The organism is Pseudomonas sp. 8O (assembly GCF_902506495.1).
Lineage (GTDB): Bacteria > Pseudomonadota > Gammaproteobacteria > Pseudomonadales > Pseudomonadaceae > Aquipseudomonas > Aquipseudomonas chaetocerotis.
In genome coordinates, this window is record NZ_LR733263.1 from 521,612 (window position 1) to 547,545 (window position 25,934).

Below are 25,934 nucleotides of genomic sequence, written 5' to 3' on the forward strand. Positions count from 1 at the left end.
GGCCAGATCGCTGGCCAAATCCTGTTCGACACACTAAACCAGAGGGCTGTGGCTTTTCAATATTTTTGACACAGCCCGGCAAAAGCCCTTGTCATGTTCGTTTTTTTAAACATAGACTGCTGCCACGACTTTCCCGCGATGGCCATGCTGGTCGCGCGGTTGCCGCCACCGACACAACGGAACAGCCAGATGAACATCGAGCAGATCGTCGACTTCGCCCAGGCCGGCACGGCCGCCGAGCACTATCGCCCCGCACCGGAAAAAGTGCTCAAGGGCGACCCCGAGCAGAGCGTGCGCAACCACTACAGCAGCCCCTGCGGCCAATTCAGCACCGGCATCTGGGAAGGCGCCGTGGGCCAGTGGACGGTGAGCTACACCGAGCACGAGTACTGCGAGATTCTCCAGGGCGTTTCCGTGCTACGTGATGCCGATGGCAATTCCAAGACCGTACGCGCTGGCGACCGCTTCGTGATTCCCGCCGGTTTTTCCGGCACCTGGGAAGTGCTCGAAGCCTGCCGCAAGGTCTACGTGATCTTCGAACCCAAGTAAGTACCTGACTGGAAAACGCCAGACAGGTTCCCGCCCCCGAATCCTGTTGTTGCTTGTCACCCTTTGGCCCGCCTGATGCGGGCCTTTTTCTGTTCGTTGCAAAGCCGGCATGACGCGCCTGATGCATCGGTAGCCCCGCTGCGCAAGGCGCCTACACGAAACGCCCGGCAAAAAAAGACCCGCACGCAGGCGGGTCTTGGTCACGGCGGGCACGCACCAGGCGTGCCCTGATCCTGGGCTCAGGCCAGTTCGTCGAAGCACTCGGCGACGATGGCGATGCCTTTTTCCAGTTGCGCATCAGGGATGGTGACGGGCATCAGGAAGCGGATGACGTTGTAGTAGGTACCGCACGACAACAGGATCAGGCCCTTGTCGCGAGCACGGGCGACGATCTTGCCGACCAGTTCGGCCGCCGGCTTGCTGTGATCACCGCCCTCGAACAGCTCGATGGCGACCATCGAACCCAGGCCGCGCACGTCACCGATCACCTTGTGTTTCTCGGCGATGGTCTTCAGGCCCACCTTGAGCTTCTCACCCACGGCATTGGAACGCGCCAGCAGGTTCTCTTCGTCGAACACCTTGAGCACGGCCAGGGCCGCAGCGCAGGCGATCGGGCTGCCGGCGTAGGTGCCGCCCAGGCCACCGGGGGCGATGGTGTCCATGATCTCGGCCTTGCCGCACACGCCGGAGATCGGGAAGCCGCCGCCGACGGACTTGGCGAAGGTGGTCAGGTCCGGCACCACACCCAGTTGCTCGGTGGCGAAGAAGGTGCCGGTACGGCCCGCGCCGGTCTGCACTTCATCAGCGATCAGGAGGATGCCGTGCTGGTCGCACAGAGCACGCAGACGCTGCATGAAGGCCGGCGAGTTGACGTAGAAACCACCCTCGCCCTGCACCGGCTCGATGATGATGGCGGCGATGTCCTGCGGCTGCGCGTCGTTCTTGAAGATGCGCTCGATGCTGGCGATGGACTCGTCCTCACTCACACCATGCAGCGGGCACGGCGCCTGGGCGCGGTACACACCAGCGGGCATCAGACCCATGCCAGCGGAGTACGGCACGACCTTGCCGGTCAGCGACAGGGTCATCATGGTGCGGCCGTGGTAGGCGCCGGTGAAGGCGATCACGCCAGCGCGGCCGGTGGCGGCACGGGCGATCTTCACGGCGTTTTCCACGGCTTCGGAGCCGGAAGTGACCAGCAGGGTCTTCTTGGCGAAGTTGCCCGGCACGCGCTTGGCGATCTCTTCGCACAGCTCGATGTAGGGCTCGTACGCCAGTACCTGGAAGCAGGTGTGGGTCAGCTTGGTCAGTTGCTCCTGAACGGCAGCGATCACCTTCGGATGCAGGTGGCCGGTGTTCAGCACGGCGATACCACCGGCAAAGTCGATGTACTCGCGGCCTTCCACGTCCCAGACGGTGGCGTTCTCGGCGCGCTCGGCGACGATCGGGTGGATCTGGCCGACACCGCGCGGTACGGCGGCGGCACGGCGTTGCAGCAGGGATTCGTTGGTCTTGCTCATGGTGTCCTCATGGCCGTCATCGGGCGGCTCGGTTGCAAGGAAATGCCTCTGGAGGTGGTTCGCCGCAGCATACGATGATCGACTGCGTCGGGCCGCCGGAGGCGGGGGAAATTCTGGCTCGCTACAACCGCGCAAGGCGCGTCGCGAGCGATGGCCGGGCTAGGCGGCGCAAGCGGGACAAGCGGAGTTGGCTGTAGCCAATGAGCATTTTCCCGTTTGCGCCAACGACGTCCGGCCGAGTGCAGCAGCGACTAGATGCCGCCCAGGCACATGTACTTGATCTCGAGATAGTCCTCGATCCCGTACTTGGACCCTTCGCGGCCCAGACCGGACGCTTTCACGCCGCCGAACGGCGCGACTTCGTTGGAGATCAGGCCGGTGTTGATACCCACCATGCCGTACTCCAGCGCCTCGGCCACGCGGAACACGCGGCCCAGGTCGCGGGCGTAGAAGTAAGACGCCAGACCGAACTCGGTGTCGTTGGCCATGGCGATCACCTCGGCCTCGTCCTTGAAGCGGAACAGCGGCGCCAGCGGGCCAAAGGTCTCTTCCTTGGCCACGGCAGCGGTTTTCGGTACGTCGAGCAGAATGGTCGGCTCGAAGAAGGTGCCACCGAGTGCGTGCGGCTTGCCGCCCAGGGCCAGCTTGGCGCCTTTGCCCACGGCGTCCTCGATGTGCTCCTGAACTTTGGCCACGGCCTTCTCGTCGATCAGCGGGCCGGTGGTGGTGCCGTCTTCCAGACCGTTGCCGATCTTCAGTTTGCCCACGGCGGCGATCAGCTTCTCGGCGAAGGTATCGTAGACGCCGTCCTGCACATAGATGCGGTTGGCGCAGACGCAAGTCTGACCGTTGTTGCGGTACTTGGAGATCAGCGCGCCTTCGACGGCGGCGTCCAGATCGGCGTCATCGAAAACGATGAACGGCGCGTTACCGCCCAGCTCCAGCGACACCTTCTTGATGTCCTGAGCGCATTCGGCCATCAGCTGACGACCGATCTCGGTCGAGCCGGTGAAGCTCAGCTTGCGCACGATGGGATTGCTGGTCAGCTCGCCACCCACTTCGCCGGCGCTACCGGTGACTACGCTGAGCACACCTTTCGGGATACCGGCACGCTCGGCCAGCTCGACCAGGGCCAGGGCGGAGAACGGGGTCTGCGAGGCCGGCTTGATCACCATGGTGCAACCGGCGGCCAGTGCCGGGCCGGCCTTGCGGGTGATCATCGCGGCAGGGAAGTTCCACGGGGTGATGGCTGCGGTGACGCCGATCGGCTGCTTGATCACGATCAGACGCTTGTCCGGCTGGTGGCCCGGGATCACGTCACCGTAGACACGCTTGGCTTCTTCGGCGAACCACTCGATAAAGGAGGCAGCGTAGGCGATCTCGCCCTTGGCTTCGGCCAGCGGCTTGCCCTGCTCCAGGGTCATCAGGCGACCGAGGTCATCCTGGTTTTCCATCAGCAGCTCGAACCAGCGACGCAGCTTGTTCGCACGCTCCTTGGCGGTCAGCGCACGCCAGGCCGGCAGCGCCTTCTCGGCAGCCTCGATGGCACGGCGGGTTTCAGCACGGCCCATCTTCGGAACGTGGCCGATGATCTCGCCAGTCGCCGGGTTGTTCACGGCAATGGTCTGACCGCTGTCGGCGTCCAACCACTGGCCATCGATATAAGCCTGTTGGCGCAGCAGCTGGGGGTCTTTCAGTTGCATGGCAGTCTCCTTCAGTTCCGACACCCGGGCGTCGGCGTAAGTCGTTGGAGTCACGGGCAGAGCCCGCAAGGCCGAAAAGGAGCCGTGCGGGGCCTGGTAATGGATTCAGAGCCGTTGAACGTGCGAGGGTTCAGAATGACTGAACACGCCGTTTGAAATCTCAAACGAATCCTAGGATCGGCAGGGGTAAAGGGCAATAGGCGGCCGGTCAAAATCCTTAAAATAATGGCAGAAACTTCTGAAATACAGGTTCTGGCGGCCCAAAAGTGTAAAGTCCGTTCTGAATAATGCACACTCATGCAGAATGGACGCTAACCGCCGAGATGCGTATGATTGCGCCCCGCAACGCATCCGTAGCTCAGCTGGATAGAGTACTGCCCTCCGAAGGCAGGGGTCGTGGGTTCGAATCCCGCCGGATGCGCCATTTTAGAAGCCCGCCAACGTGCGGGCTTCTGCGTTTTTGTCGTTCCCTCGGCGCTTACATCGAGCCTCATTACCCCATAGGATTGGCGCCAGGTTATGTAGGGAAGACATATGGACATTCTGCTGCTGATCGCCGGCGCCTTCGTGCTGCTCTTCATCTATTGCTGGCGACGCTCGCGCACCAGGCATCTCGCGCGCAAGAAAGAGCGCAGCGGCCTGAGCGGACAGGACTCCAGCCCTGGTTTCGGTGACGGGGGCTTCGACTCGGGTGGCGATGGCGGCGGCGGTGATTGACCCACCGGCCTCGCCTCAGATCACCCCCAACGTCAGTGCCTTCAAGGTCGCTGCCGCGCGCGTCGAACACTGCAGCTTGCGGAACACACTCTCGACATGGGTACGCACCGTACTCGGGCTGATGCCCAGGTCACGCGCCACTTCCTTGTTGCTCGCCCCGGTGCTGATGCGCTGGAGGATTTCCGTCTCGCGTTCGCTGAGCAGACCGTTGCCGGGCTTGCTGACCATCGGCGCCTGTTCACCATGAGCAGCGCTGATTACCGCCTGACAGGCGCGTGGCTCGAAGCGGCCCTGCTCGGCTTCATCCAATAACATGCGGGCGGCATCAGCGTCGCTGAAGGCCGCGCGCCAGGGGCGTTCGCCGCGCAGTGCCAGCCAGGCCAGGGCGGCGCTCAGCAGGCGGTGTTCGGCGCTCAGGGCGTCGCCACTCAACGAGCGGAAATAGCCGCTGCCATCCAGGCGTTCGTAGGCATGCGCGGCCAGTTGTCCGGCTTGGCTCAGGCCACCGATCTGGCTGCAGGCGCGGTGCGTCCAGTAGGGCACCAGGCGCACCGCCTCGAGATCACCGTCGAGCAGCGGGCCGGGCGTACTCCAGATGCGATTGGGCACTGCCGCCCGCCCCAGGCCGTGGATCAGCGCCGCCTTGGCGAGTAGTTCGATGCGCGGCTCGGGTAACCCCCATAGCCGAGCAGCGTCGCGCACCAGGCTCGCGGCCTGGCGTGAATAGCCGGCCAGCCAGGGCAGTTTGAGGTCGATCACGTCGCCCACCAGGGTCAGGGAAACCTCCGGCCCGTTGGCAGGCTGCACGCCCTCGGGTGTGCGCAGCGCTTGCAGCCAATCCGCTGCGTGGCGGCTGAGCAGATCGACGAGAGCAGCGGGATAACGGCGATCGCCCTGAGCGCCGATCCACTCGAGCGCCGCGTCCAGGCCGTGGGCACGCGAGAGGATTTCCAGATCGCCCGCCAACACAACCTGATACACCACCGGCGGGACATCGGGGTGACGCAGGCCCAGCGGGCGACCGCTGCCGTCGAAGCACTCGAAGATATGGCGCAGACCTCGCTCGACCTCCACCCCCAGCGCCAGGGTGCGGGCGATATCGCCGGCGATCTCGCAATGCACCTGGGCCAGCGGCGTGGTGCGCAGCATGGCGCGTTGGCCGGCGGCATCCAGGGTTTGTGCCAGCATGGCGCGGCGGCCGCCGACGTCGTCACCGAGCAGATGCATGAAGCCATCGGCGTTGGCGGTACAACCGGACCAACGCAGCAGCGCCACCTGCCGGGCCGCATCGATTTGCGCCTGATCGCCGCCACCGGCCTGCACCAGCCATTGCGCCAGGCGCGCGGTACGCCGCGACTGATCGATGGGCTGGCCCATGCTCAGGTCACCGACCATGGCCAGCGCCAGCATGACGTCTTCCAGCGCGACGGCGTCATTCACCTTGCAGCTCTCCTTTATTTGCAGGCCTCGGATAAACGACCGATACCGGGACACCGGCGCATTATCGACACTGAACTCCCCCAAGCACAGGAGATTCAATCATGTTCAATACCAAGCCGCTGATCCTCGCCCTCGCCATCGCCAGCCCCTTCTTCGCAGTCAATATCCAGGCCGCCGAGGCCAAGCCTTCGGTGGTGATCGTCCACGGCGCCTTCGCCGACGGTTCCGACTGGGCCAAGGTCGTGCCGCTGCTGCAGGATAAAGGCATCAAGGTGACCGTGGTGCAGAACCCGCTGACCTCGCTGGCCGACGACGTCGCCGCTACCCAGCGCGTGCTGAACAATCAGGATGGCGACGTGGTGCTGGTCGGCCACTCCTGGGGCGGCACGGTGATCAGCCAGGCTGGTGGCGACGACAAGGTGCGCAGCCTGGTCTATGTCGCGGCGTTCGCACCGAATGCCGGCCAATCCACCGGCGAGCTGTACGGCGGCTATCCCACCGCGCCGGGCTCGAGCCAGATCGCGGCCGACAAGAACGGCTTTCTCTACCTGACGCCACAGGGCATGGCTGCCGATTTCGCTCAGGATCTGCCAGCCAAGCAGACGGCGATCATGACCGCCACGCAAGGCCCGATCCGCGCGGCGGCCTTCGATGACCGTACCAGCGTCGCGGCCTGGAAGCAGAAGCCGTCCTGGTACCTCGTCGCCAGCGATGACCGCATGATCGTGCCGAAGATGCAGCGCGACTTCGCCAAGAAGATCGGTGCACAGACCACCGAGGTCGTCGCCAGCCACGTGCCGCAGCAGTCGCGCCCGAGCGATGTGGCCAAGGTGATCATCCAGGCAGTGGAGAAAACCCAGGCCGCTGCCAAATAAGGGCGTAGCCGCCTGAATGAAAAATGCCGCACCTTTACGGGTGCGGCATTTTTCGTTGCAGCGTGCCGATCAGCTCAGCGCGTCACGGCTGTGCACGCCGTCGACCAGACGCTGAATGCCCAGCGGGTTTGCGTTCTGCAGCGCCTCCGGCAGTACCTCGTCCGGGTAGTTCTGGTAGCACACCGGACGCAGGAAGCGATGGATCGCCAGGGTACCGACCGACGTACCACGAGCGTCGGACGTTGCCGGGTACGGGCCGCCATGGACCATGGAATCGCAGACTTCCACGCCAGTCGGGTAACCGTTGAGCAGCACGCGGCCGGCTTTGACTTCCAGCAGCGGCAGCAGGTCGCGGAAGGCGGTGAGGTCTTCACGCTCGGCGATCAGGGTCGCGGTCAGCTGGCCGTGCATGCTCTGCAGGGCACGGGTCAGCTCGGCGCTGTCGGCGACTTCGACGACGATGGTGGTCGGGCCGAAGACTTCTTCCTGCAGTAGGTGGTCGCCTTCGAGCAGCATGCTCACGTCGGCCTTGAACAGCTGCGGCTGCGCCTGGTTACCGGCCTGCTCGTTGCCCGCCAGGTGAGTGACCTTGGCATGGCCTTTGAGCTGCGCCACGCCACCGGCGTAGCTGCGCAGGGTGCCGGCGTTGAGCATGGTCTGCGCCGGCTGCGCGCCCATGGCATCGGCCAGGCCGGCGACGAACTCACTGAACTCGGTGCTGCGAATGCCGATGACCAGGCCTGGATTGGTGCAGAACTGACCACAACCCATCACTACCGAACCGGCCAGTTCCTTGGCCACGGTGGCGCCACGCGCCTTCAGGGCGCCCGGCAGGACGATCACCGGGTTGACGCTGGACATCTCGGCGAACACCGGGATCGGCTGCGGACGGGCAGCGGCCATGTCGCACAGGGCGCGACCGCCTTTGAGCGAACCGGTGAAGCCAACAGCCAGGATGGCCGGGTGTTTGACCAGAAGCTCGCCGACACCGCCGCCAAAGATCATGTTGAACACGCCCTTGGGCATGCCGGTTTTCTCGGCCGCGCGGATCACTGCATCGGCCACGCACTCGGCAGTGGCCATGTGGCCGCTGTGCGCCTTGAACACCACCGGGCAACCGGCGGCCAGGGCCGACGCAGTGTCGCCACCGGCGGTGGAGAAGGCCAGCGGGAAGTTGCTGGCACCGAACACGGCGACCGGGCCGACACCGATCTGGTACTGACGGATATCCGGGCGCGGCAGTGGCTGACGATCCGGCAGCGCGCGGTCGATGCGCGCACCATAGAAGTCGCCACGACGCAGCACCTTGGCGAACAGGCGCATCTGGCCACTTGTACGACCACGTTCGCCCTGGATGCGGGCAGCCGGCAGTGCGGTTTCGCGGCAGACCAGAGCAACGAAGTCATCACCGAGAGCATCGATCTCGTCGGCAATGGCCTCGAGGAACTCGGCGCGGCGCACGGCCGACAGGTTGCGATAGATCGGATAAGCAGCGGCGGCAGCCTGGGCTGCAGTGTCGACTTCTTCCGGCGTGGCCTGGATGAAGGTATATGGCAGCGCTTCACCGCTGCTGGCGTCGAGGCTTTTGTGCTCCACGGTGCCCGCGGCGCGGCGCTCACCGCCAATGTAATTGTGGCCAGTCAGACTCAGCATGGCGTTCTCCTGTCAGGAGGGACGGCGACGCCGCCCCGGGACAATGAATGAGGCCTCGACTTTTTGGGTCGAGGGGTGACAACTCTACTTCAGTTGTCAGACATATGATAAGTGATAACTTCGGAATTCGTCCCCTCATGAGGGCGCAATCCGCAATCCGCCGAGCGGAATTTCGACCCGACAGCCTGCCGCCGGGCCGCAAAAACCTTACAACCGACGCACCTCGCCGACCTTCACGGCGGGTTGGTGAATGCGGATGCCATTGCGCAGCGGCTCGCCCAGCGCATCGAGACTGATCTCGAAGGTATCGCCCGGCTGCGCCTTGATGCCGTCGGCGAACGACAGCGTCGCGGTGCCGAAGAAGTGCACATGCACATCGCCGGGACGCAGGAACTGGCGATACTTGAAGTGGTGGTACTCGAGGTTCTCCAGGCTGTGGCACATGTTGTCCTCACCGGAGAGGAACTCCTTCTCCCACAGCACCTTGTCGCCCCGACGAATACGGCTGATGCCGGACAGGTGACGCGGCAGCTCGCCGATCAGCATTTCCGGGCCGAAGGAACAGAAGCGCAACTTCGAGTGGGCCAGGTACAGGTAGTTCTTGCGCTCGACCACATGGTCGGAGAACTCGTTGCCAAGGGCGAAGCCGATGCGATACGGCTGGCCATCGTCGCCAATCACATAGAGGCCGGTCAGCTCGGGCTCCTCACCGAAGTCCTCGGCGAAGTCGGGCACCGGGAAGTCCTCGCCAGGGCGAACCACGATGCTGCCATCACCTTTGTAGAACCACTCCGGCTGCGCGCCTTCGCTGCCTGCGGCCGGGCGACCGCCGGCCATGCCCCACTGGAACATCTGCATGGTGTCGGTGAGCTTGCCTTCGGCCTGCTGCGCCTCGACCTGCTGGTGCATCTTGTCGCGGGTGGAGGCGCTGCCCAGGTGGGTCAGGCCGGTGCCGGACACCAGGCAGTGCGCCGGATCGGCGTGATCCAGCGGCGCCAATACACGGCGCTGCTCGATCAGTTCGGCATAGACCGGGCCAGGCTCGACGCCCAAGCGCTCGATCTCGGCGATCAGGCCATGGCCGTTACGGATCGCCTGCAGCGCCAGCTCACGGGTCGTGGCCACACCCTTTACTACGCTGACGCGCGCCTCACCGACGACGCCGACCTGACGCTGGCCCTGCTCGTTCTCAAACTGAATCAGCCGCATTGCAGCACTCCTGCCGTTTTTTCTGTTGTTCTTGTGCGTCGCGTTTGCGACGTTGCTGGCGGGCACTTTAAAAACTGCCCGCAGTGCTGCCTAATGAAAGCTTCTGATTAGGTGATAACTTTTCGTCATCCCCATGCTGCCTCCTCTGACCTACATCGTTTCCCGCCTGCGTATTCGCCAGTTGCGACTGCTGATCGCCCTCGACGAACTGGGCACTCTGCATCGCGCGGCCGAGCGCATCGCCATCAGCCAGCCGGGCGCGACCAAGGCGTTGCACGAAATCGAGACGACCTTCGGTACGCCGCTATTCACACGCTCGGCACAGGGACTGCAAGCCAATGACCTGGGGCGTTGCGTGATCCGCTATGCGCGGCTCATCCACTCGGATCTGGCGCACCTGCATGAGGAAATGCAGAGCATCCTGCAAGGTCATGGCGGCCACCTGGCGATCGGCACCATCGCAGGCTCGGTGCCGCTGGTGCTGCGCGCACTCACCAGCCTGCGGCAGATACAACCGGACATCTCCGTGCAGATCGTCGAAGACATCAGCCCGCGCTTGCTCAAGCTGCTCGACGAAGGCCGCCTGGACCTGGCCATCGCCCGAACCAGCGGCAGCCAGCACCCGGACGACTACGAATGCCTGAGCCTGCACGCCGAACGCCTGGCGCTGGTGGCCGCGCCGCAGCATCCGCAGCAGGCAAACCCGGCACTGAGCCTGACCGATCTGAGCGACTACAGCTGGGTGGTCTACCCCACCGGCACGCCGATGCGCACGGTGCTGGAGCGCGAGTTCGGCGAAGCCGGCCTGGAGTTTCCCCGTTACCCGCTGGAGACCTCCTCGACCTTCACCATGCTCAGCCTGCTGCAGGAAGACCCGCAGTTGGTGGCGGTGATGCCCCACTCCATCGCCTGCTCCAGCGAGAGCTTCGGCCTGCTGCGCCGCCTGCCACTGGACCTGCAGGCACGCAACGAGCCGTGCTCGATCATCCACCGCCGCGGCAGCAGCCTGTCGCCACTGGCGAGCCTGCTGCTGGAGCACCTGCGCAGCGAGCAGGACGCCCTGTACGAAGGCACCTAGCCCGCCACTTACATGGACTGGCGCAGCAACTCGGCGTAGTCCTCGGCACTCGCCAGACGCGGGTTGGTCTTGTGGCTATGGTCAGCCAGCGCACCTTCGATGATCGCCGGGAACAGCGACTCGTCCACGCCCATCTCCGCCAGCCCCGAAGGCATGCCGAGGCGACGGTTCATCTCACGAATCGCCGGGATGATTTCCTCGGCACTCCCCAGGCCCATAGCCTGAGCGATGCGCTGCAGTTTCTGCTCATCACGCACCGAGTCAGACTGCGCATTGAAGGCGATAACCGCCGGCAGGAATACCGCGTTGAGGGTCCCGTGGTGCAACCTTGGGTTGATGCCACCCAGAGCGTGGCTGAGGCTATGCACGCAGCCGAGGCCCTTCTGAAAGGCCAGGGCGCCCTGCATCGAGGCGCTCATCATGTTCAATCGCGCTTCTCGGTCACCAGGCGTACGGGTTGCGCGTTCGATATGTCGCCATGCGCGCCACAGGCCGTCCAGGGCGATGCCATCGGCAGGCGGATTGAACGCCGGCGCCATGAAGGTTTCCAGGCAATGGGCGATGGCATCCATCCCCGTGGCAGCAGTCAATTGTGCAGGCAGGCCGAGAGTCAGCTCAGGGTCGCAGATAGCTGAACGCGGAATCAGATAGGGCGAGATCACGCCAACCTTGCGACCATCATCAAGAATCAGGATGGCACCACGACCGACTTCGCTACCCGTGCCGGCAGTGGTGGGGATAGCAATCACCGGCGCAGTGGCTGCGGTGATACGGGCCAGCCCGCCTTCGATCACGGCGAACTGCTTCAGCGGGCCTTCATGGGTGCCGCACACGGCGACGCCCTTGGCCAGGTCGATGGAGGAACCACCGCCGACTGCGATGATGCCATCGAAGCCCCCGTCGCGATAACGCGCCGCCGCCGCACGCACCACGCCTTCGTTCGGGTTCGGCGGCGTCTGGTCGAAAACTTCCGCAATAGCAGGGTCGGCTAACTGCCCCAGAACCTTGTCGACGATACCTGCGGCCTGCACCCCCGTATCAGTCACGATGAAGGGCCGGGTGATTCCAATGCGCTGACACTCGGCGGCCAACTGGCCGAGGACGTCATAACCGAACTGGACTTGAGTGAGGTAGTTGATCAGTGCCATGGGGGAGCCTCTGCTTGTTTTTGTAATAGCAGGCAGCGGAAAACGTCGAGTAAGATCACTCGGACATTCTCACGGATAGCCTTGCCGCCCAGGCAAACTATGAGATAGAGGCGCTCCTGACTAATGAGAGGCGCTGATACTGCTATAAGGGAAAGCTATACATGCTGCCATCCGTCTCCTCCATTTTTTCCCGCCTGCGCTTCCGGCAACTGCGCCTGCTGATCGCCCTCGGCGAACAGGGCTCATTGATCAAAGCCGCAGAACTGATCTCAATCAGCCAACCCGGGGCGACCAAGGCGTTGCAGGAAATAGAGACCACGCTGGGCGCGCCGCTGTTCGTACGCACCAATCGCGGCCTGGAGGCCAATGAGTTGGGACACTGCGCGATTCGCTACGCCAAGCTGATCCAGACAGACCTGACTCACCTGCGCGAAGAAATGCTGGGTATTCTCCAAGGCCACGGCGGACGCCTGTCGGTCGGAGTGATCATGGGCGCGGTACCGTTCATGACGGATGCGTTGACCCAGTTGCTGGAGGCGCACCCGGATCTGTCCGTGGAGATAGTCGAAGACACCAGCGCGCGGCTGCTCAGCCTGCTCGATCAAGGCCGCCTCGATCTGGCGATCTGCCGCACCAGCATCAGCCGCCAGCCAGAGCACTACGACTGCATCGATGTGCGTGACGAAACCCTGGCCGTGGTCGCCAACCGTGATCATCCGCTAGCCGGACGCACACAACTGGAGCTGGCCGATCTGGCTGATAGCCGCTGGGTGGTCTACTCGGCCAACATGCCGATGCGCCTTTCACTGGAGCGGGAATTTCAGCAGGCGGGGCTACGCTTCCCCCTGCAACTGCTGGAAACCACCTCAGCCTTCACCACACTGTCGCTTCTGCAGAAAAATCCAGAGTTGGTCGCCCTACTGTCGACCGACGTGGCGCGCTTCTGCACGGGCTTCGGCATGACCTGCATCCTGCCGCTGAGCCTGAAAAGCCGGAGCGAGCCGTACCAGTTGATCACCCGGCGCGGCGTGAGTCTGTCCTCGATCAGTCGCCTGTTCATGGCACAGCTCACCTCAGCGCAGGACGAGCACAGACTGCAGTGACGAACCTGCCCATGTGGGTGGGTTAGCGACGCAGAAGACGAATCGACAGCTGCCTCGCCAGTGGGCTTCACGTAACCCACCAGACGATGGATCGCGTGGCAGCTATGGTGGGTTACGCCGCGGCAAAGGTCGTGTAACGACTCAGCTGCGTGACAAGCGGCTAACCCACCCGACGACGCCCCTACGTAAGCTAGAGCAGGCCGCGCGCGGCCAGGCTGCTCATCAAGGCGTTGAGACCAAACTGCCAGACCGGTGCCTTGTCGCTATGGTTAACACTGTTATGCAGGGCGCCCAACTGCTCGCTGCTGATGATCACGCGATCAGCGAGCTTGTGGGTGAAACCCGCGCCAGGGGCATCACGGTCCTCGGTCGGAGCGAACAGAGTGCCGAGGAACAGCAGGAAGCCATCCGGATACTGGTGATTGCGGTTGAGCGCCTGACCGACCAGATCCAGCGGATCGCGGCTGATCTTGTCCATGGAGCTGCTGCCTTCGAGCACATAGCCGTCAGTGCCCTCGACGCGCAAGCGAACCACCGTATTGCGCACGTCATCAAGGCTGAATGTATCGTCGAACAGGCGGATGAACGGGCCGATGGCACAGGACGCGTTGTTGTCCTTGGCCTTGCTCAGCAGCAGCGCACTGCGGCCTTCGAAATCCCGTAGGTTGACGTCGTTACCGAGGGTCGCGCCCAGCACCTCGCCACGGCTATTGACGGCCAGCACGACCTCCGGCTCCGGATTGTTCCACACCGAGCCAGGGTGGATGCCGATCTCCGCGCCGCTACCAACGGCGGCCAGCACAGGCGCCTTGGTGAAAATCTCGGCATCCGGGCCGATCCCCACTTCCAGGTATTGCGACCATAGGCCCTGCTCCTGCAGCAGCACCTTGACCTGCTGGGCCTTTTCCGAGCCTGGCTTGATGCTGGCAAAATCCTCGCCTAGCACATCCCTGACCTTGGCCCGAACGCCTTCGGCCAGGCTGGCATCACCACCGGCACGCTCTTCGATCACGCGCTCGATCATGCTCGAAGCAAAGGTCACACCCGCCGCCTTGAGCACCTGTAGGTCGGCAGGCGCCAGCAGACTCGGCAGCTCGGGATTGAAGCCAGTACCACTGTTACCCAGCAAGGCCTCGACACTGCACAGCGGCGTGCCGCGCAGACTCTGCAACCCGGCCAGCAGACCCTCCTGCTCGAACAGCCCACTCAGGGTCGGCGCCAATGTGGACAGATCATAGACACCATCCTCACGCAGCAGGATCGGCGCCGGGCCGGCGTACTCTCCGGGCAACCAGGCCCGGCCGACGAGGGTTCCGCGCAAGCTATCGGTAGGCAAGGTGTTGCTGGGTGTGAGGCTGAGAGCGTAGGGCATGGCGGAGTCCTTCTTCTTATGCGACTGGAAATGCCCGCAAGGCACCCTGGGTGCGGTCAGGCCGGCTGACCATATCTCTCCATTCGCGATAACCACCAATGACTAATAGTCAGTCCGCGATATGATCCGGTTATCGAGTACTCCCGAGCACAGCGGCCATGAACCAAACAGGCAATCTCCCGACCCTTCACAACTGGCTACGCTTTCGCCACCTGGCGCTGATCGACAGCCTGGCGCGCACCGGCAATATGCACAGCAGCGCGCAGCAACTGGGGCTGAGCCAGCCGGCGGTAAGCAAGATGCTGCGCGATATCGAAAGCCAGTTCGGCTTCACCCTGTTCGAGCGCCTCAACCGCGAGCTGCCAGCCACCGAGCTAGGCGCCGAGGTGGTTGCCTATGCGCAGCGCGCGCTGAATGACTGCCAGACCTTCAGCTATCGCCTGGAAAGCCTGCGCCAGGGTGGCCACGGCTATCTCAAGGTAGGTGCGATCTTCGCCGCTACTGCCCATGCCTTGCCCGAAACGCTGCTGCGCCTGAAAGGCCGACGGCCGCTGCTGACCATCGAGCTGCTGGAAGACACCAGCGATCACCTGCTCAAGCTGCTGGAGCACAAGCAGCTGGATCTGGTGGTCGGTCGCTTCACCGACCACCAGCAGCGCCAGCGTTTCGACTTCACCGCGCTGGCCGAGGAGCCCTTCATCCTCATCGCTCGAGCCGAACATCCGCTGTGCAATCGCCAGCAGGTCTCGCCATCGCAACTTACCGAATGGCCCTGGGTGCTCTACCCACTCAACACCCCACTGCGCCAGTCGCTGGAACAATCGTTCAGCGATGCGGGCGTGAGTCCACCGGCCAACGCCATCGAGACGACCTCCGTACAAACGACGCTGAAAATGCTCTGCAACAGCGACACCCTGGCACTGTTGCCAGAGGCGGTGGTACGGCAGAACCTGCTCGATGGCAGCTTGAAACAAATCCAGACGAGCCTGGCGCCCTCTCCGCTGGCCTATGGCGTGCTGCTGCGCAAGGACGAGCCCGTATCCTCCGCAGCCCGCGACTTCATTGACGCCCTGCGCACCGTCATCCGCGATGAATCATCAGCGAATAACCCCTAGTTATGACTCGATGAAAAAGCCTCATTAGACACCTCCCCGAGAGTTGCCTAGCTTCGGCCAGGCTTTGATTCCACGCCGTGCCGTCTGCCTGGCCGACTTGTTCAAGCGGAACCTAGCTGCACCTCACTCAAAATAACTTCAATAGGTGAACTTTCATGATCAAGCTAAGCACTCTGCTTCGCCCGCTCAGCATCGCCCTCGGCTTTTCCCTTCTGGGCGCCCCAGTTGCAGCCATGGCTGAATACCCGAACAAGCCCATCCAACTGATCGTGCCGTGGGCCGCTGGTGGCGGCAGCGACTCTGCCGCACGCGGCATCGCCACCGCACTGGAGAAGGAGCTGGGCGTCACCATCAACGTCGTCAACCGTCCCGGTGGCGGCAGTGTGGTGGGCCACACGGTCATGGCCAGCGCCAAACCCGACGGCTACACCCTAGGCTTCGTAACCGGTGAGCTGAACATGATGCACTGGCAGGGGCTGACCAAGATCACCCACGAAGACTTCACCCCCCTGGCCATGACCAACTACGACTACCCCGGCGTACAGGTCAGCGCCGATGCACCGTACAACAATGTCGAAGAGCTCCTGAAGGACATTGCCGACAAGCCCCAAGGCACCTTTAAGGCCTCTGGTACCGGCCTGGGTGGCATCTGGCACGTGGCCTTCGCCGGCCTGCTGATGGATCGCGGCATCGAGCCCAACAAGGTCACCTGGATTCCCAGCCAGGGCGCCGCACCGGCCATGGTCGAACTGGCCGCTGGCAGTATCGAACTCGTCCCGTCCTCAGTACCCGAGGCACGCTCGATGATCACAGCCGGCAAGGCGAAGGGCCTGGCCATTCTCTCCCCTGAACGCAATCCGGCTTTCCCGGATATCCCGACGATCAAGGAAAGCATCGGCAGCGAATACTCGCTGGGTGAGTGGCGCGGTGTCGCCGGCCCTAAAGGCATGGACCCTGCCGTGGTAGCCAAGCTCGAGGACGCCCTAGAGAAGGCCTACAACAGCGAGTTCTACCAGGACTTCATGAAGCGCCAGGGTTTCGGTGTCGAGTGGCACAAAGGCGCTGATTTCAAGGCGTTCCTGGTCGAGAACAACGCGTACATGGGCGGCATCATCGAAAAGATCGGCATGAAGAAATAAGCCAGATTTTCGATACGGCGCCCCTTCGGGGTGCCGTTTGCCTTTACTCGGTTGTATGAGAGCTCATCCATGAAAGACCTTCTGTTCGGTCTGATCTTCATCGCCCTGGGTCTGGGTGTATGGCTGATGGCCCGCGAGTTTCCGGTAGTGCCCGGCATGCAGTACGGCGCCGATTTTTTCCCCACGCTGATCGCCATAGGCATGGCCGTCGGTGGGGCATTGCTCAGTTTCAGCGCCGTACGCCAGCTGCGCGCTGAAGGTACTGACGGCACATTCGGGATCGGCCTGCCGCCACTGGGCGTGTTACTGCCTTGCGCACTGGTCGTGGCCTACATCTACCTCAGCGAAGTCATCGGCGCCGCCCCGATGATGCTGTTGATCATGCTGACGCTGCTGATCCAGCGTGGCGTACGCCTGATGCCATCTCTGGTCATCAGCCTCGTGGCCACCGCAGTCATCAGTTTCTCCTTCGGTCACCTGCTCAAGGTTCCATTGCCCATCGGGCCCCTAGGTTTCTGAGGAGCCATCCATGAACGCATTACTCGACGGCATTCTGCTCGTCTTCAATTTCCAGACGCTGCTGGTGATCCTGCTGGCCGCTCTGTTCGGTGTCTTCGTCGGCGCCATTCCGGGCCTGTCCGCCACCATGGCTGTCGCGCTGCTGGTCCCGATCACTTTCGCCATGGACCCGACCGCTGCCATTGCGGCAATCATCACCACCGCAGCCATGGCCATCTTCGCCGGCGACATTCCAGGCACCTACCTTAACATCCCGGGAACACCTGCCTCTGCCGCCTATGTTGCCGACTCTGCGGCTCTTGGCAGGGCGGGACGAGCGCGTGAAGCACTGGGCCTGAACCTTACCTGCTCGGTGATCGGGGGCCTGACCGGAACACTGGTGCTGGTCATGATCGCCCCTTCCCTGGCCGAATTTGCCCTTAACTTCAGCTCGTACGAATATTTCTGGCTGGCCGTACTCGGCCTGGGCAGCGCGGTATTCATCTCCACCGGCTCGGCGGTAAAAGGCTTCCTGTCGTTGATGGTCGGCCTGCTGCTGGCCACGGTCGGCCTGGACATGGTCACCGGCGCACCGCGCTTCACCTTCGATGTGCCCGACCTGATGGGGGGCATCAACTTCATCCCGGTAATGATTGGTTTCTTCGCCATGTACGAGGTGATGAAGCTCTATTCCATCCCCCGCGACAAGACGCGCGAGCAGGACGTGGCGCAAACCATCGCCCCCCAGCATGGCAGCGTCTTCGGCCTGGTGCCGACGCACCTCAAGCGCTACTGGAAGAACGTGATTCGCGGCAGCAGCCTGGGTGCCTTCATCGGCGCGCTGCCCGGTGCCGGCGCGGACATAGCCGCCTGGATCTGCTACGCCGTCAGCAAGAAGCGCTCGAAAACCCCCGAAGCCTACGGCAAAGGCCATGTCGAAGGGTTAGTGGATGCGGGCTCCGCGAACAATTCGGCCGTCGCGGGTGCCTGGGTCCCGGCGCTAGTGTTTGGCATTCCAGGCGACTCGATCACCGCCATCGTCATTGGCGTGCTGTACATGAAGGGCATGAACCCCGGCCCGACCATCTTCATGGACAACAGCGCCATGGCCTACGGCCTGTTCACCGCGTTCTTCGTCGCCAACCTGATCCTGTTGCCGATCGGTTACCTGGCCATCCGCAGTGCCCATATCTTCGCGGTGACGCCGACACGTGTGCTGATGCCGATCATCCTGTGCTTCTGCATCGTCGGAGCCTTCGCCATCAACAACAGCCTGACCGATGTGTGGATCATGCTGGTCTGCGGCATCGCTGCCTACCTGATCGCCACCGCCGACTTCCCCATCGCCCCCGCAATTCTCGGCTTGGTGCTGGGCAACATTCTCGAAACCAACTTCATGACCTCGATGATCAAGGCCGACGGCAATCTGCTGGCCTTCGTCGAGCGCCCGATCAGCATCGGTCTGGCCCTGCTGGTACTGCTGGTGGCCCTGTTCCCGGTGCTCGCCAAGTACTGGCGCATGCGCTATCCGCGCGCCCTGTCCTCACCCAAGGAAGCCATCGAATGAGCCGCATCGCCCCGGAACAACTGGAACACTTCATCAAGCAGCTCTTTCTCGGGGCAGACGTCAGCCCCGACGTCGCCACGGTGGTCAGCCGCGTGCTGGTCGAAGGCGACCTGCTCGGTCACCACACCCACGGCGTGAAACTGGCCCAGGGCTACCTCAAGGACCTGCGCGCTGGCCAGGCCAAAGGCAACGCCGAAAGCCTGCAGGTCATCCGCCAGACACCGGCGGCACGGCTCTACGACGCCGATTACCTGCTCGGCCCGTACTGCGTCGAACAAGCGCTGGACTTCACCGCCGCGGCCGCGCGTACCTTCGGCATCGGCGTCGCGAGCATCCGCCGCTCGCACCATATCGCCTGCCTCGCCGCCTACCTGCAACGCTATACCGAACAGGATCTGATCGCGCTGGTGTTGACCTCCGATCCGGCGGTGGCTTCGGTGGCGCCGCACGGCGGCCTCGACCCGGTATATACGCCCAACCCGCTGGGTATTGGCATTCCCACCGGCGAGAAGCCGATTCTCATCGACGTCAGCATGTCGACCATCACCAATGGCCTGGTGAACAAGACTCACCAGGCCGGCGGCCAGCTGGAACACGCCGCGCTGATCGGCCCGGATGGCCAACCGACCCGCGATACCGCGGCCTACTTCGGCACGCCGCCGGGCGCGATCCTTCCGCTGGGCAGCCTGGAGTTCGGCCACAAGGGCTTCGCCCTCGGCACCATGATCGAGGCGCTGACCGCCGGCCTGGGTGGTTTCGGGCGCAAGGATGGGGTCAAGCAATGGGGCGCTGCGGTGACCGTACTGACCTTCGACCCAGCGTTCTTCGGCGGCGTCGATGAGCTGAAAGCCGAGATGGATCACTTCGTCGGCGCGTGCCTGGAGAGCCGCCCGCGCGTGGCGCAAAACCCGGTGCGCATGCCGGGTCATGCCGGCATCGCGCGCCGCGCCAAAGCCTTCGAACAGGGTCTGGAGTTGCCGGACGATGTGCTGGCGGCGTTGCATGGGGCAGCGAGCGAAGCCGGTTACGGATACCCCTTCTGATAGCGCAAAGAGCGCTCGGATAGGCTCACCGAAACGTAGCAACAACCGGGACGTAGATGACTCAGCTCTCGTCCCGGAAATTCCCCGGCACGCCCACCGTGATCAGTGGACGAGCAATTCAGACTGCCGATCGCTCCACCGGCGGCAACATCTGCGCACTCTCGCGCAACAGAGCCAACACGCTCCTGGCGGCAGGAGACAGCAGTTCCTCGTTCTTGGTGATGATGCCGTAGGCCATCAGGTTGCGATTGAGGTCCTCCTCTATTCCGGCATCCAGTTCGGCGATCGCCAGCATGCCGTAGCGAGCATAGTGCGCCACCACTTCGCGCGGCAGCACAGTGAGCATGTCGTTCTGCTCCAGTAGCGTGGTCACCATCAACAGGTTTTCAGCATTCACCACCTTGCTCGGCGGGTACATGCCGACGTGCTGGAAAAGAGCATCGAACTCATGCCGCAGCACGCTACCGGAAGGCGGCAGCACCCAATCGGCAGCGTGCAGGTCCTCGCGCGACAGTACGTGGTTGATCAGTCCTGCCCGCGCACAGACGCACAGCGGCTCCTTGTACAGGGGCTCGAAACACATGCCGGTCTGGGCACTGTCGGCAAAGAAACGCGCGACCAGAAAATCTAGTTCACCATCGTTGAGAATCGCCATCAGATCGAGGCTCGACCCGGTCCGAATACTCAACTCCAAGTTCGGATGGCTCTGCTTGACTCGTCGCGTCAGCTCCGGAAGCAGCTCGGCACAGGGAGTGAGAATGGTACCGATGCGCACATGCCCGCGTTGCCCGCCGCGCATCGCACAGACCTCATCGAAGGCATCCTCGAGGCTGGTCTGGATTCTCCGTGCATGACGAATCATCGCCTCGCCATAGAGCGTCGGTACCACGCCACGGGCATGCCGCTCGAACAGCGCCACGTCCAGGCCATCCTCAAGCTCTTTGAGCAGCTTGGAGATGGCCGGCTGGGAGATTCCCAGACCTTCGGCGGCACGGTTGAGGTTGCCGGTATCACCCAGCGCCACCAACAAGGGAATGTGCCGACTCTTCAGCCGGGCCCGGACAAACCAACTGCTATTGAGAGGCTTCATAAAGAATAAGGTATATCCATTTGGATATGGAGATGGCGCAATTACATATTTGTTGATGATCCCTCGTCTGTCTACTCTCTACCCTCAGAATTACAGATGTCGCACTACCCGTCTGTTTTCCGCCGAGGCTCTATTGCGGGCCTATGCGCTAGAAAATGCCCTTATAAAAATAACCGGAGAGGCACCATGAAACTCACTGATACCCCTTACCGCCTAGGCAGGGGCCTCGCGGCCCTGGCCTTGATCCTGAGCTCGACCAGCGCACTGGCGAAAGAGGAATGGAAGTTCCAGATCAACGTCAATGCGGGCGATGACGAATTCCGCATCGCCCAGGAATGGGCCAAGAGCGTCGGCGAAAAGACCAACGGCGAAATCCTCATCGAGGTGATGCCAACCGGCACCATCGTCGGCAACAACGAGACCCTGGACGCCGTTGGCGCCGGCATCATCCAGGGCCACATCACCGACCCTGGCTACTTCTCCGGCAAGAATCCGGCCTTCGCCGTCTACGGCAACATGGTCGGTGCCTGGAGCGATACCGCGACCTTCCTCGATTACATGCGCAACGGCGGTGAGGACGGTTATAACCACTTGGTCGAGCCTTACAACGTACACCTGATCCGCGCCGGTGCCGTCGGCGTCGAGTCGCTGATCACCAAGCGACGCATCGAAAAACTCGACGACTTCAAAGGCCTCAAGGTCCGAGCCCCGGAGGGCATGGTCTCGAACGCCTTCAAGCTGATCGGCGCAGCACCGGTGAACCTGCCGACCTCCGAGGTCTACACAGCACTGGAAAAGGGCGTGATCGATGCCGCCGACTACACCGTGTTCGCCACCAACTATCAGCAGGGCTACCACAAGTACGCCCCGTTCGCGATTTACCCCGGCTTCCATTCGATGCCGATGAAGGATATCTCCATCAACAAGGCCACCTGGGATGAGGTCAGCGACGAGCAGAAGCGCATTCTCGAAGAGTCGGTGGACGCCTTCACCGCCCAGTTGATCGGCGACCTGCAAACCAAGGACGAAGAGCAGGTCGCAATCGCCAAGCAGAAAGGCGACGTGACCCTGACCACGCTCCCCGCCGAAGAGCTGAAGAAATTCCGCCAGATTGCCCGCGCCGAGTGGAGCGCCTGGCGTGATCGCAGCCCTGAGGCCAAGGAAGCCGTCGACTCGATCCAGGCCTACCTGCAGAGCAAAGGCCTGCTCTGACGCCCCTCTCCAAACCACACTCAGAGCACACAGCCCCGGCTACGGTCGGGGCTGACGAGGAGCTTTACATTGAAACTGCCGCAATCACCGAGCGACGGTCCTCTTCCCGTCACAGAACCCGTACCTGGCCAGAACCGCTTCGACCAGATCATCCAGCGTATCGGTCAGGCTGTCGCCTGGCTGGTGTTTGTCGCCATGCTGGTCAGTGTTTATGAAGTGATCATGCGCTATGGATTCAATGCCCCCACAGAATGGGCTCACGAGACCACCATGTTCCTGGTCGCGACCATCTTCGCCCTGGGCGGGCCTTATGCGCTGGCGACCAACAGGCACATCCAGATTCGCATCCTGCTCGACCGCCTTTCGCCGCAAAAGCGCTCCTGGCTGGATCTGCTGAACCTGCTCCTGGGCATCCTCTTCTGCCTGGCCATCGGATACGCCGCCTGGATTCTGGCTTTCAACGCCACTCATGCACCGGACGGCAGCTGGCGCCTGGAAACCTCAGGCTCCTCCTGGAACCCGCCGCTACCCGCCTTCATCAAGATCATCATCCTGATCTCGATTGCCCTCATGGCGCTGCAGCAGGTCGTACGCATCAGCCAGCACTGGCGCAAGAACCCATGACCCCGGAATCGCGCCATGAGCATTGAAATCGCAACTTATCTGATCATTTTTGCCATCTTCGGCCTGCTGATACTGGGCCTGCCCCTGGCCTATGTCACCGGCCTGGTGGCGGCGATCTTTACCCTGGGCTGGTTCGGCCCGATGGCAGTTCCCCTGGTCGCCAGTCGCATGTTCGGCTTCATCACCGAATACTCCCTGGTCGCCGTTCCCATGTTCGTCTTCATGGCCGGGCTGCTCGACCGCTCCGGCCTGGCCCGGGACCTGTTCAACTCGATGCGTTTCTTCGCGGGCCGTCTGCCCGGCGGGGTCGCGGTGCAGACGCTGGTCGTGGCGTTCTTCCTGGCTGCCATCTCCGGAATCATCGGCGGTGAGATCGTCCTGCTAGGCCTGCTCGCACTGCCACAGATGCTGCGCCTGGGTTACGACAAACGCATCGCCATCGGTGTGGTGTGCGCAGGTGGCTCGCTCGGCACCATGGTGCCGCCATCGATCGTACTGATCATCTACGGTCTGATCGCCAGCGTCTCGATCGCCGACCTGTTCAAGGCTGCGGTAGTACCGGCGTTTCTGCTGATGGGTTGCTACATGATCTACGTGGTGGTGATGTGTACGCGCTATCCGCAAATGGGCGGTGCCAATCTCGAACAGGATAGTCATACCCCACGCCTCACGGTCGCCGAGGCCTTCAGCGGCATGTTCTACCCGGTGGCCATTGCCGGTCTGGTACTCGGCAGCATCTACGGCGGCATCGCCTCGGTCACCGAGGCCGCAGCCATGGGTGCGCTGGGCGTACTGCTTGCGGTGATCGTGCGCGGTGAGTTCACCGTCAAATTGCTTCAGGGCAGCCTGACCCAAACGCTGGAAACCTGCGGGATGATCGTCTGGATAGGCATCGGTGCCGCCTGCCTGGTCGGGGTCTACAACCTGATGGGTGGCAACCGCTTCGTCTCCTCGGCGATCACCGGCCTGGATGTAGCGCCCTTCGTCATCATCCTGGTGATGATGCTGATCTTCCTGGTGCTGGGCATGATCCTCGACTGGATCGGCATCGCCATGCTCTGCCTGCCAATCTTCGTGCCGATTGTCGTGCAACTCGGCTACGACCCGGTGTGGTTCGGCATCCTCTTCGCCGTGAGCATGCAGGTGTCATACATCTCGCCCCCCTTCGGCCCGGCGGCCTTCTACCTGAAAAGCGTGGCCCCACCGGACATCAGCCTCACCGACATCTTCAGGTCGATGGTGCCGTTCATCTTCATCCAGCTGTTCGTCCTCGGCCTGTTGCTTTACATGCCGGCGCTCTCGACCTGGCTGCTGTAACCCTCTCCCTTTTCGATCAACCCGAAAGGCCCTGAGCGGCCTTTCGCACCCTGGCAGGTTTTTCTCATGACAGACAAACGCCCCCTCCGCTCCGCCCAGTGGTTCGGCAGCGCCGACAAGAATGGCTTCATGTACCGCAGTTGGATGAAGAACCAAGGCATTCCGGACCATGAATTTCAGGGCAAGCCGATCATCGGCATCTGCAATACCTGGTCCGAACTGACCCCCTGCAATGCTCACTTCCGCAAGATCGCCGAGCACGTCAAACAGGGCGTACTCGAAGCCGGTGGCTACCCTCTGGAGTTCCCGGTGTTCTCCAACGGGGAGTCGAACCTGCGCCCGACCGCGATGCTGACCCGTAACCTGGCCAGCATGGATGTCGAAGAAGCGATCCGGGGCAACCCGATAGACGCCGTGGTCCTGCTGACCGGCTGCGACAAGACCACGCCGGCCCTGTTGATGGGCGCCGCGAGCTGCGACGTCCCGGCCATCGTCGTAACCGGCGGCCCCATGCTCAATGGCAAGCATCAGGGCAAGGACATCGGTTCCGGCACGGTGGTCTGGCAGCTCAGCGAAGAGGTCAAGGCCGGCAAGATCTCGATCCATGATTTCATGGCCGCCGAGGCGGGCATGTCGCGCTCGGCGGGCACCTGCAATACCATGGGCACGGCCTCGACCATGGCCTGCATGGCTGAAGCCCTGGGCACCTCGCTGCCACACAACGCCGCGATTCCCGCGGTCGACTCGCGACGCTATGTGCTGGCTCACCTGTCGGGCATGCGCATCGTCGAAATGGTCAATGAAGACCTGCGCCTGTCGAAAATTCTGACTCGCGAAGCATTCGAGAACGCGATCCGGCTCAATGCTGCAATCGGTGGCTCGACCAACGCGGTAATCCACCTCAAGGCCATCGCCGGGCGCATGGGTGTCGAGCTGGAGCTGGACGACTGGACTCGTGTGGGGCGTGGCACGCCGACCATCGTCGACCTGCAGCCCTCCGGCCGCTTCCTGATGGAGGAGTTCTACTACGCCGGTGGCCTGCCTGCCGTCATTCGCCGACTCGGCGAGAACGGCCTGCTGCCCAACCCGCAGGCGCTGACGGCCAATGGCAAGAACCTGTGGGAGAACTGCAAGGATGCGCCGATCTATGGCGACGATGAGGTGATCCGTCAGCTCGACAATCCATTGCGCGCCGATGGCGGTATCTGTGTGCTGCGCGGCAACCTCGCGCCCAAGGGAGCGGTGCTGAAACCCTCAGCAGCGAGCCCGGCACTGATGCAACACCGTGGCCGCGCGGTGGTCTTCGAGGACTTCGACGACTACAAAGCGCGGATCAATGACCCGCAACTGGACGTCGATGAAACCTGCGTTCTGGTCATGAAGAACTGCGGCCCAAAGGGTTATCCGGGCATGGCGGAAGTCGGCAATATGGGCCTGCCACCCAAGGTTCTGGCCAAGGGCATCACCGACATGGTGCGTATCTCCGACGCCCGCATGAGCGGAACCGCCTATGGCACCGTGGTGCTGCACGTAGCCCCGGAGGCTGCGGCTGGAGGTCCATTGGCGGTGGTACGCAACGGTGACTTCATCGAGCTCGATTGCGCCAACGGGCGTCTGCATCTGGACATCCCCGAAGCGGAATTGCAGGCGCGTCTGGCGGCCTGGCAACAACCACAGGGCCTGCTCTGGGACGGTGGCTACCGCCGCCTCTATGTCGATCACGTGCTGCAGGCCGACGAAGGCTGCGATTTCGACTTTCTGGTTGGCTGTCGCGGCTCTGCCGTACCGCGGCATTCACATTGAGTCGATCCAGCCTCGAGGCAAGCGAGGCGCGTGCAAACCCGGCCCCGCGAAAGTAGGGCCGGGGAAAGCTCCGGTCTATGCAGACATGAAGAAGGGCGCCTCGGCGCCCTTCTTCATGTCTGCAATAAAAAACCGCCTCGTACCGCAATCGTGGGGGAG

General features: G+C 62.9%; 23 protein-coding genes and 1 tRNA gene. 15 read left to right on the top strand and 9 right to left on the bottom strand.

The features are described 5' to 3' along the window. Positions 1 to 56 precede the first annotated feature (56 nt). Positions 57 to 197 carry a hypothetical protein gene (locus GV002_RS02345; protein ID WP_160016877.1) on the bottom strand — a complete coding sequence of 47 codons (141 nt, stop codon included), beginning with the start codon at positions 195 to 197 and terminating at the stop codon, positions 57 to 59. Here GV002_RS02345 and GV002_RS02350 point away from each other — a divergent pair. Next, entirely contained in the window at positions 190 to 549 is a 360-nt protein-coding gene (locus GV002_RS02350; RefSeq protein WP_160016878.1) for a cupin domain-containing protein, read from the top strand. The genes GV002_RS02345 and GV002_RS02350 overlap by 8 nt on opposite strands. A gap of 239 nt (positions 550 to 788) precedes the next feature. Here GV002_RS02350 and gabT read toward each other — a convergent pair whose 3' ends face one another. After that, positions 789 to 2,069: a 4-aminobutyrate--2-oxoglutarate transaminase gene (gabT, locus tag GV002_RS02355; RefSeq protein ID WP_160016879.1), complete on the bottom strand. Its 1,281-nt coding sequence runs from the start codon at positions 2,067 to 2,069 to the stop codon at positions 789 to 791. 251 nt (positions 2,070 to 2,320) lie between these two features. Beyond that, entirely contained in the window at positions 2,321 to 3,772 is a 1,452-nt protein-coding gene (gene gabD / locus GV002_RS02360) for an NADP-dependent succinate-semialdehyde dehydrogenase (RefSeq protein WP_160016880.1), read from the bottom strand. A 347-nt stretch (positions 3,773 to 4,119) separates the two neighbouring features. Here gabD and GV002_RS02365 point away from each other — a divergent pair. Both GV002_RS02365 and GV002_RS02370 read left to right on the top strand, forming a co-directional pair. Further along, positions 4,120 to 4,196, top strand: a tRNA-Arg gene (locus tag GV002_RS02365). A 110-nt stretch (positions 4,197 to 4,306) separates the two neighbouring features. Beyond that, the gene (locus GV002_RS02370; protein WP_160016881.1) at positions 4,307 to 4,489 is read left to right on the top strand and encodes a hypothetical protein; all 183 of its coding nucleotides are present in this window, start codon (positions 4,307 to 4,309) and stop codon (positions 4,487 to 4,489) included. Positions 4,490 to 4,504: 15 nt separating this feature from the next. Here GV002_RS02370 and GV002_RS02375 read toward each other — a convergent pair whose 3' ends face one another. Continuing rightward, entirely contained in the window at positions 4,505 to 5,929 is a 1,425-nt protein-coding gene (locus GV002_RS02375; RefSeq protein ID WP_160016882.1) for an HD domain-containing phosphohydrolase, read from the bottom strand. 101 nt (positions 5,930 to 6,030) lie between these two features. Between GV002_RS02375 and GV002_RS02380 the strand changes: the two genes are divergently transcribed. Further along, entirely contained in the window at positions 6,031 to 6,804 is a 774-nt protein-coding gene (locus GV002_RS02380) for an alpha/beta fold hydrolase (protein ID WP_160016883.1), read from the top strand. A 69-nt stretch (positions 6,805 to 6,873) separates the two neighbouring features. On the opposite strand, the gene GV002_RS02385 is transcribed toward GV002_RS02380, so the two are convergent. Both GV002_RS02385 and araD1 read right to left on the bottom strand, forming a co-directional pair. Beyond that, complete coding sequence (locus GV002_RS02385; RefSeq protein ID WP_160016884.1) at positions 6,874 to 8,457, bottom strand: aldehyde dehydrogenase (NADP(+)); 1,584 nt, start codon at positions 8,455 to 8,457, stop codon at positions 6,874 to 6,876. A 207-nt stretch (positions 8,458 to 8,664) separates the two neighbouring features. Further along, a complete protein-coding gene (araD1, locus tag GV002_RS02390) occupies positions 8,665 to 9,666 on the bottom strand; it encodes an AraD1 family protein (protein ID WP_160016885.1) in 1,002 nt (333 codons plus the stop codon). 133 nt (positions 9,667 to 9,799) lie between these two features. Here araD1 and GV002_RS02395 point away from each other — a divergent pair, with 133 nt between their 5' ends. Continuing rightward, positions 9,800 to 10,744, top strand: coding sequence for a LysR family transcriptional regulator (locus tag GV002_RS02395; protein ID WP_160016886.1), 945 nt, complete (start codon positions 9,800 to 9,802; stop codon positions 10,742 to 10,744). An 8-nt stretch (positions 10,745 to 10,752) separates the two neighbouring features. Here GV002_RS02395 and GV002_RS02400 read toward each other — a convergent pair whose 3' ends face one another. Continuing rightward, entirely contained in the window at positions 10,753 to 11,892 is a 1,140-nt protein-coding gene (locus tag GV002_RS02400; RefSeq protein WP_160016887.1) for an iron-containing alcohol dehydrogenase, read from the bottom strand. A 161-nt stretch (positions 11,893 to 12,053) separates the two neighbouring features. Between GV002_RS02400 and GV002_RS02405 the strand changes: the two genes are divergently transcribed. After that, a complete protein-coding gene (locus GV002_RS02405; protein WP_160016888.1) occupies positions 12,054 to 12,995 on the top strand; it encodes a LysR family transcriptional regulator in 942 nt (313 codons plus the stop codon). Positions 12,996 to 13,185: 190 nt separating this feature from the next. On the opposite strand, the gene GV002_RS02410 is transcribed toward GV002_RS02405, so the two are convergent. Continuing rightward, positions 13,186 to 14,367 (bottom strand): fumarylacetoacetate hydrolase family protein, encoded by a 1,182-nt coding sequence (locus GV002_RS02410; protein WP_160016889.1) that lies wholly within the window; start codon positions 14,365 to 14,367, stop codon positions 13,186 to 13,188. A 158-nt stretch (positions 14,368 to 14,525) separates the two neighbouring features. Here GV002_RS02410 and GV002_RS02415 point away from each other — a divergent pair, with 158 nt between their 5' ends. The 5 genes from GV002_RS02415 (at position 14,526) to GV002_RS02435 (ending at position 19,729) form a co-directional block, all read left to right on the top strand. Next, complete coding sequence (locus GV002_RS02415) at positions 14,526 to 15,482, top strand: LysR family transcriptional regulator (RefSeq protein ID WP_160016890.1); 957 nt, start codon at positions 14,526 to 14,528, stop codon at positions 15,480 to 15,482. A gap of 155 nt (positions 15,483 to 15,637) precedes the next feature. Beyond that, on the top strand, positions 15,638 to 16,621 hold the full coding sequence (locus tag GV002_RS02420) for a tripartite tricarboxylate transporter substrate binding protein (protein ID WP_160016891.1): 984 nt from the start codon (positions 15,638 to 15,640) through the stop codon (positions 16,619 to 16,621). Positions 16,622 to 16,690: 69 nt separating this feature from the next. Then, on the top strand, positions 16,691 to 17,140 hold the full coding sequence (locus tag GV002_RS02425; protein WP_160016892.1) for a tripartite tricarboxylate transporter TctB family protein: 450 nt from the start codon (positions 16,691 to 16,693) through the stop codon (positions 17,138 to 17,140). A gap of 10 nt (positions 17,141 to 17,150) precedes the next feature. Next, positions 17,151 to 18,686, top strand: a complete 1,536-nt coding sequence (locus GV002_RS02430) for a tripartite tricarboxylate transporter permease (protein WP_160016893.1) — start codon at positions 17,151 to 17,153, stop codon at positions 18,684 to 18,686. Continuing rightward, positions 18,683 to 19,729 (top strand): Ldh family oxidoreductase, encoded by a 1,047-nt coding sequence (locus GV002_RS02435; RefSeq protein WP_160016894.1) that lies wholly within the window; start codon positions 18,683 to 18,685, stop codon positions 19,727 to 19,729. The genes GV002_RS02430 and GV002_RS02435 overlap by 4 nt, the downstream gene beginning before the upstream one ends. A gap of 118 nt (positions 19,730 to 19,847) precedes the next feature. On the opposite strand, the gene GV002_RS02440 is transcribed toward GV002_RS02435, so the two are convergent. Beyond that, a complete protein-coding gene (locus GV002_RS02440; RefSeq protein WP_256667017.1) occupies positions 19,848 to 20,819 on the bottom strand; it encodes a LysR substrate-binding domain-containing protein in 972 nt (323 codons plus the stop codon). A gap of 186 nt (positions 20,820 to 21,005) precedes the next feature. Between GV002_RS02440 and GV002_RS02445 the strand changes: the two genes are divergently transcribed. From GV002_RS02445 to GV002_RS02460, 4 genes are all read left to right on the top strand, one after another. After that, the gene (locus tag GV002_RS02445; RefSeq protein WP_160016895.1) at positions 21,006 to 22,031 is read left to right on the top strand and encodes a TRAP transporter substrate-binding protein; all 1,026 of its coding nucleotides are present in this window, start codon (positions 21,006 to 21,008) and stop codon (positions 22,029 to 22,031) included. 69 nt (positions 22,032 to 22,100) lie between these two features. Beyond that, complete coding sequence (locus GV002_RS02450) at positions 22,101 to 22,655, top strand: TRAP transporter small permease subunit (protein ID WP_160016896.1); 555 nt, start codon at positions 22,101 to 22,103, stop codon at positions 22,653 to 22,655. Between the two features lie 15 nt (positions 22,656 to 22,670). Then, positions 22,671 to 23,972 carry a TRAP transporter large permease gene (locus GV002_RS02455; protein WP_160016897.1) on the top strand — a complete coding sequence of 434 codons (1,302 nt, stop codon included), beginning with the start codon at positions 22,671 to 22,673 and terminating at the stop codon, positions 23,970 to 23,972. Between the two features lie 66 nt (positions 23,973 to 24,038). After that, entirely contained in the window at positions 24,039 to 25,775 is a 1,737-nt protein-coding gene (locus GV002_RS02460; RefSeq protein ID WP_160016898.1) for an IlvD/Edd family dehydratase, read from the top strand. The last annotated feature ends 159 nt before the right edge of the window (positions 25,776 to 25,934 follow it).

Bases quoted from the DNA above. Each gene is read 5' to 3' on its own strand.
- GV002_RS02440 (WP_256667017.1), bottom strand. From the start codon at position 20,819: ATGAAGCCTCTCAATAGCAGTTGGTTTGTCCGGGCCCGGCTGAAGAGT.
- GV002_RS02350 (WP_160016878.1), top strand. From the start codon at position 190: ATGAACATCGAGCAGATCGTCGACTTCGCCCAGGCCGGCACGGCCGCC.
- gabD (WP_160016880.1), bottom strand. From the start codon at position 3,772: ATGCAACTGAAAGACCCCCAGCTGCTGCGCCAACAGGCTTATATCGAT.
- GV002_RS02455 (WP_160016897.1), top strand. From the start codon at position 22,671: ATGAGCATTGAAATCGCAACTTATCTGATCATTTTTGCCATCTTCGGC.
- GV002_RS02370 (WP_160016881.1), top strand. From the start codon at position 4,307: ATGGACATTCTGCTGCTGATCGCCGGCGCCTTCGTGCTGCTCTTCATC.
- GV002_RS02435 (WP_160016894.1), top strand. From the start codon at position 18,683: ATGAGCCGCATCGCCCCGGAACAACTGGAACACTTCATCAAGCAGCTC.
- GV002_RS02395 (WP_160016886.1), top strand. From the start codon at position 9,800: ATGCTGCCTCCTCTGACCTACATCGTTTCCCGCCTGCGTATTCGCCAG.
- GV002_RS02380 (WP_160016883.1), top strand. From the start codon at position 6,031: ATGTTCAATACCAAGCCGCTGATCCTCGCCCTCGCCATCGCCAGCCCC.
- gabT (WP_160016879.1), bottom strand. From the start codon at position 2,069: ATGAGCAAGACCAACGAATCCCTGCTGCAACGCCGTGCCGCCGCCGTA.
- GV002_RS02400 (WP_160016887.1), bottom strand. From the start codon at position 11,892: ATGGCACTGATCAACTACCTCACTCAAGTCCAGTTCGGTTATGACGTC.
- GV002_RS02415 (WP_160016890.1), top strand. From the start codon at position 14,526: ATGAACCAAACAGGCAATCTCCCGACCCTTCACAACTGGCTACGCTTT.
- GV002_RS02345 (WP_160016877.1), bottom strand. From the start codon at position 197: ATGTTCATCTGGCTGTTCCGTTGTGTCGGTGGCGGCAACCGCGCGACC.
- GV002_RS02430 (WP_160016893.1), top strand. From the start codon at position 17,151: ATGAACGCATTACTCGACGGCATTCTGCTCGTCTTCAATTTCCAGACG.
- GV002_RS02410 (WP_160016889.1), bottom strand. From the start codon at position 14,367: ATGCCCTACGCTCTCAGCCTCACACCCAGCAACACCTTGCCTACCGAT.
- GV002_RS02460 (WP_160016898.1), top strand. From the start codon at position 24,039: ATGACAGACAAACGCCCCCTCCGCTCCGCCCAGTGGTTCGGCAGCGCC.
- GV002_RS02425 (WP_160016892.1), top strand. From the start codon at position 16,691: ATGAAAGACCTTCTGTTCGGTCTGATCTTCATCGCCCTGGGTCTGGGT.
- GV002_RS02385 (WP_160016884.1), bottom strand. From the start codon at position 8,457: ATGCTGAGTCTGACTGGCCACAATTACATTGGCGGTGAGCGCCGCGCC.
- GV002_RS02405 (WP_160016888.1), top strand. From the start codon at position 12,054: ATGCTGCCATCCGTCTCCTCCATTTTTTCCCGCCTGCGCTTCCGGCAA.
- GV002_RS02445 (WP_160016895.1), top strand. From the start codon at position 21,006: ATGAAACTCACTGATACCCCTTACCGCCTAGGCAGGGGCCTCGCGGCC.
- GV002_RS02420 (WP_160016891.1), top strand. From the start codon at position 15,638: ATGATCAAGCTAAGCACTCTGCTTCGCCCGCTCAGCATCGCCCTCGGC.
- araD1 (WP_160016885.1), bottom strand. From the start codon at position 9,666: ATGCGGCTGATTCAGTTTGAGAACGAGCAGGGCCAGCGTCAGGTCGGC.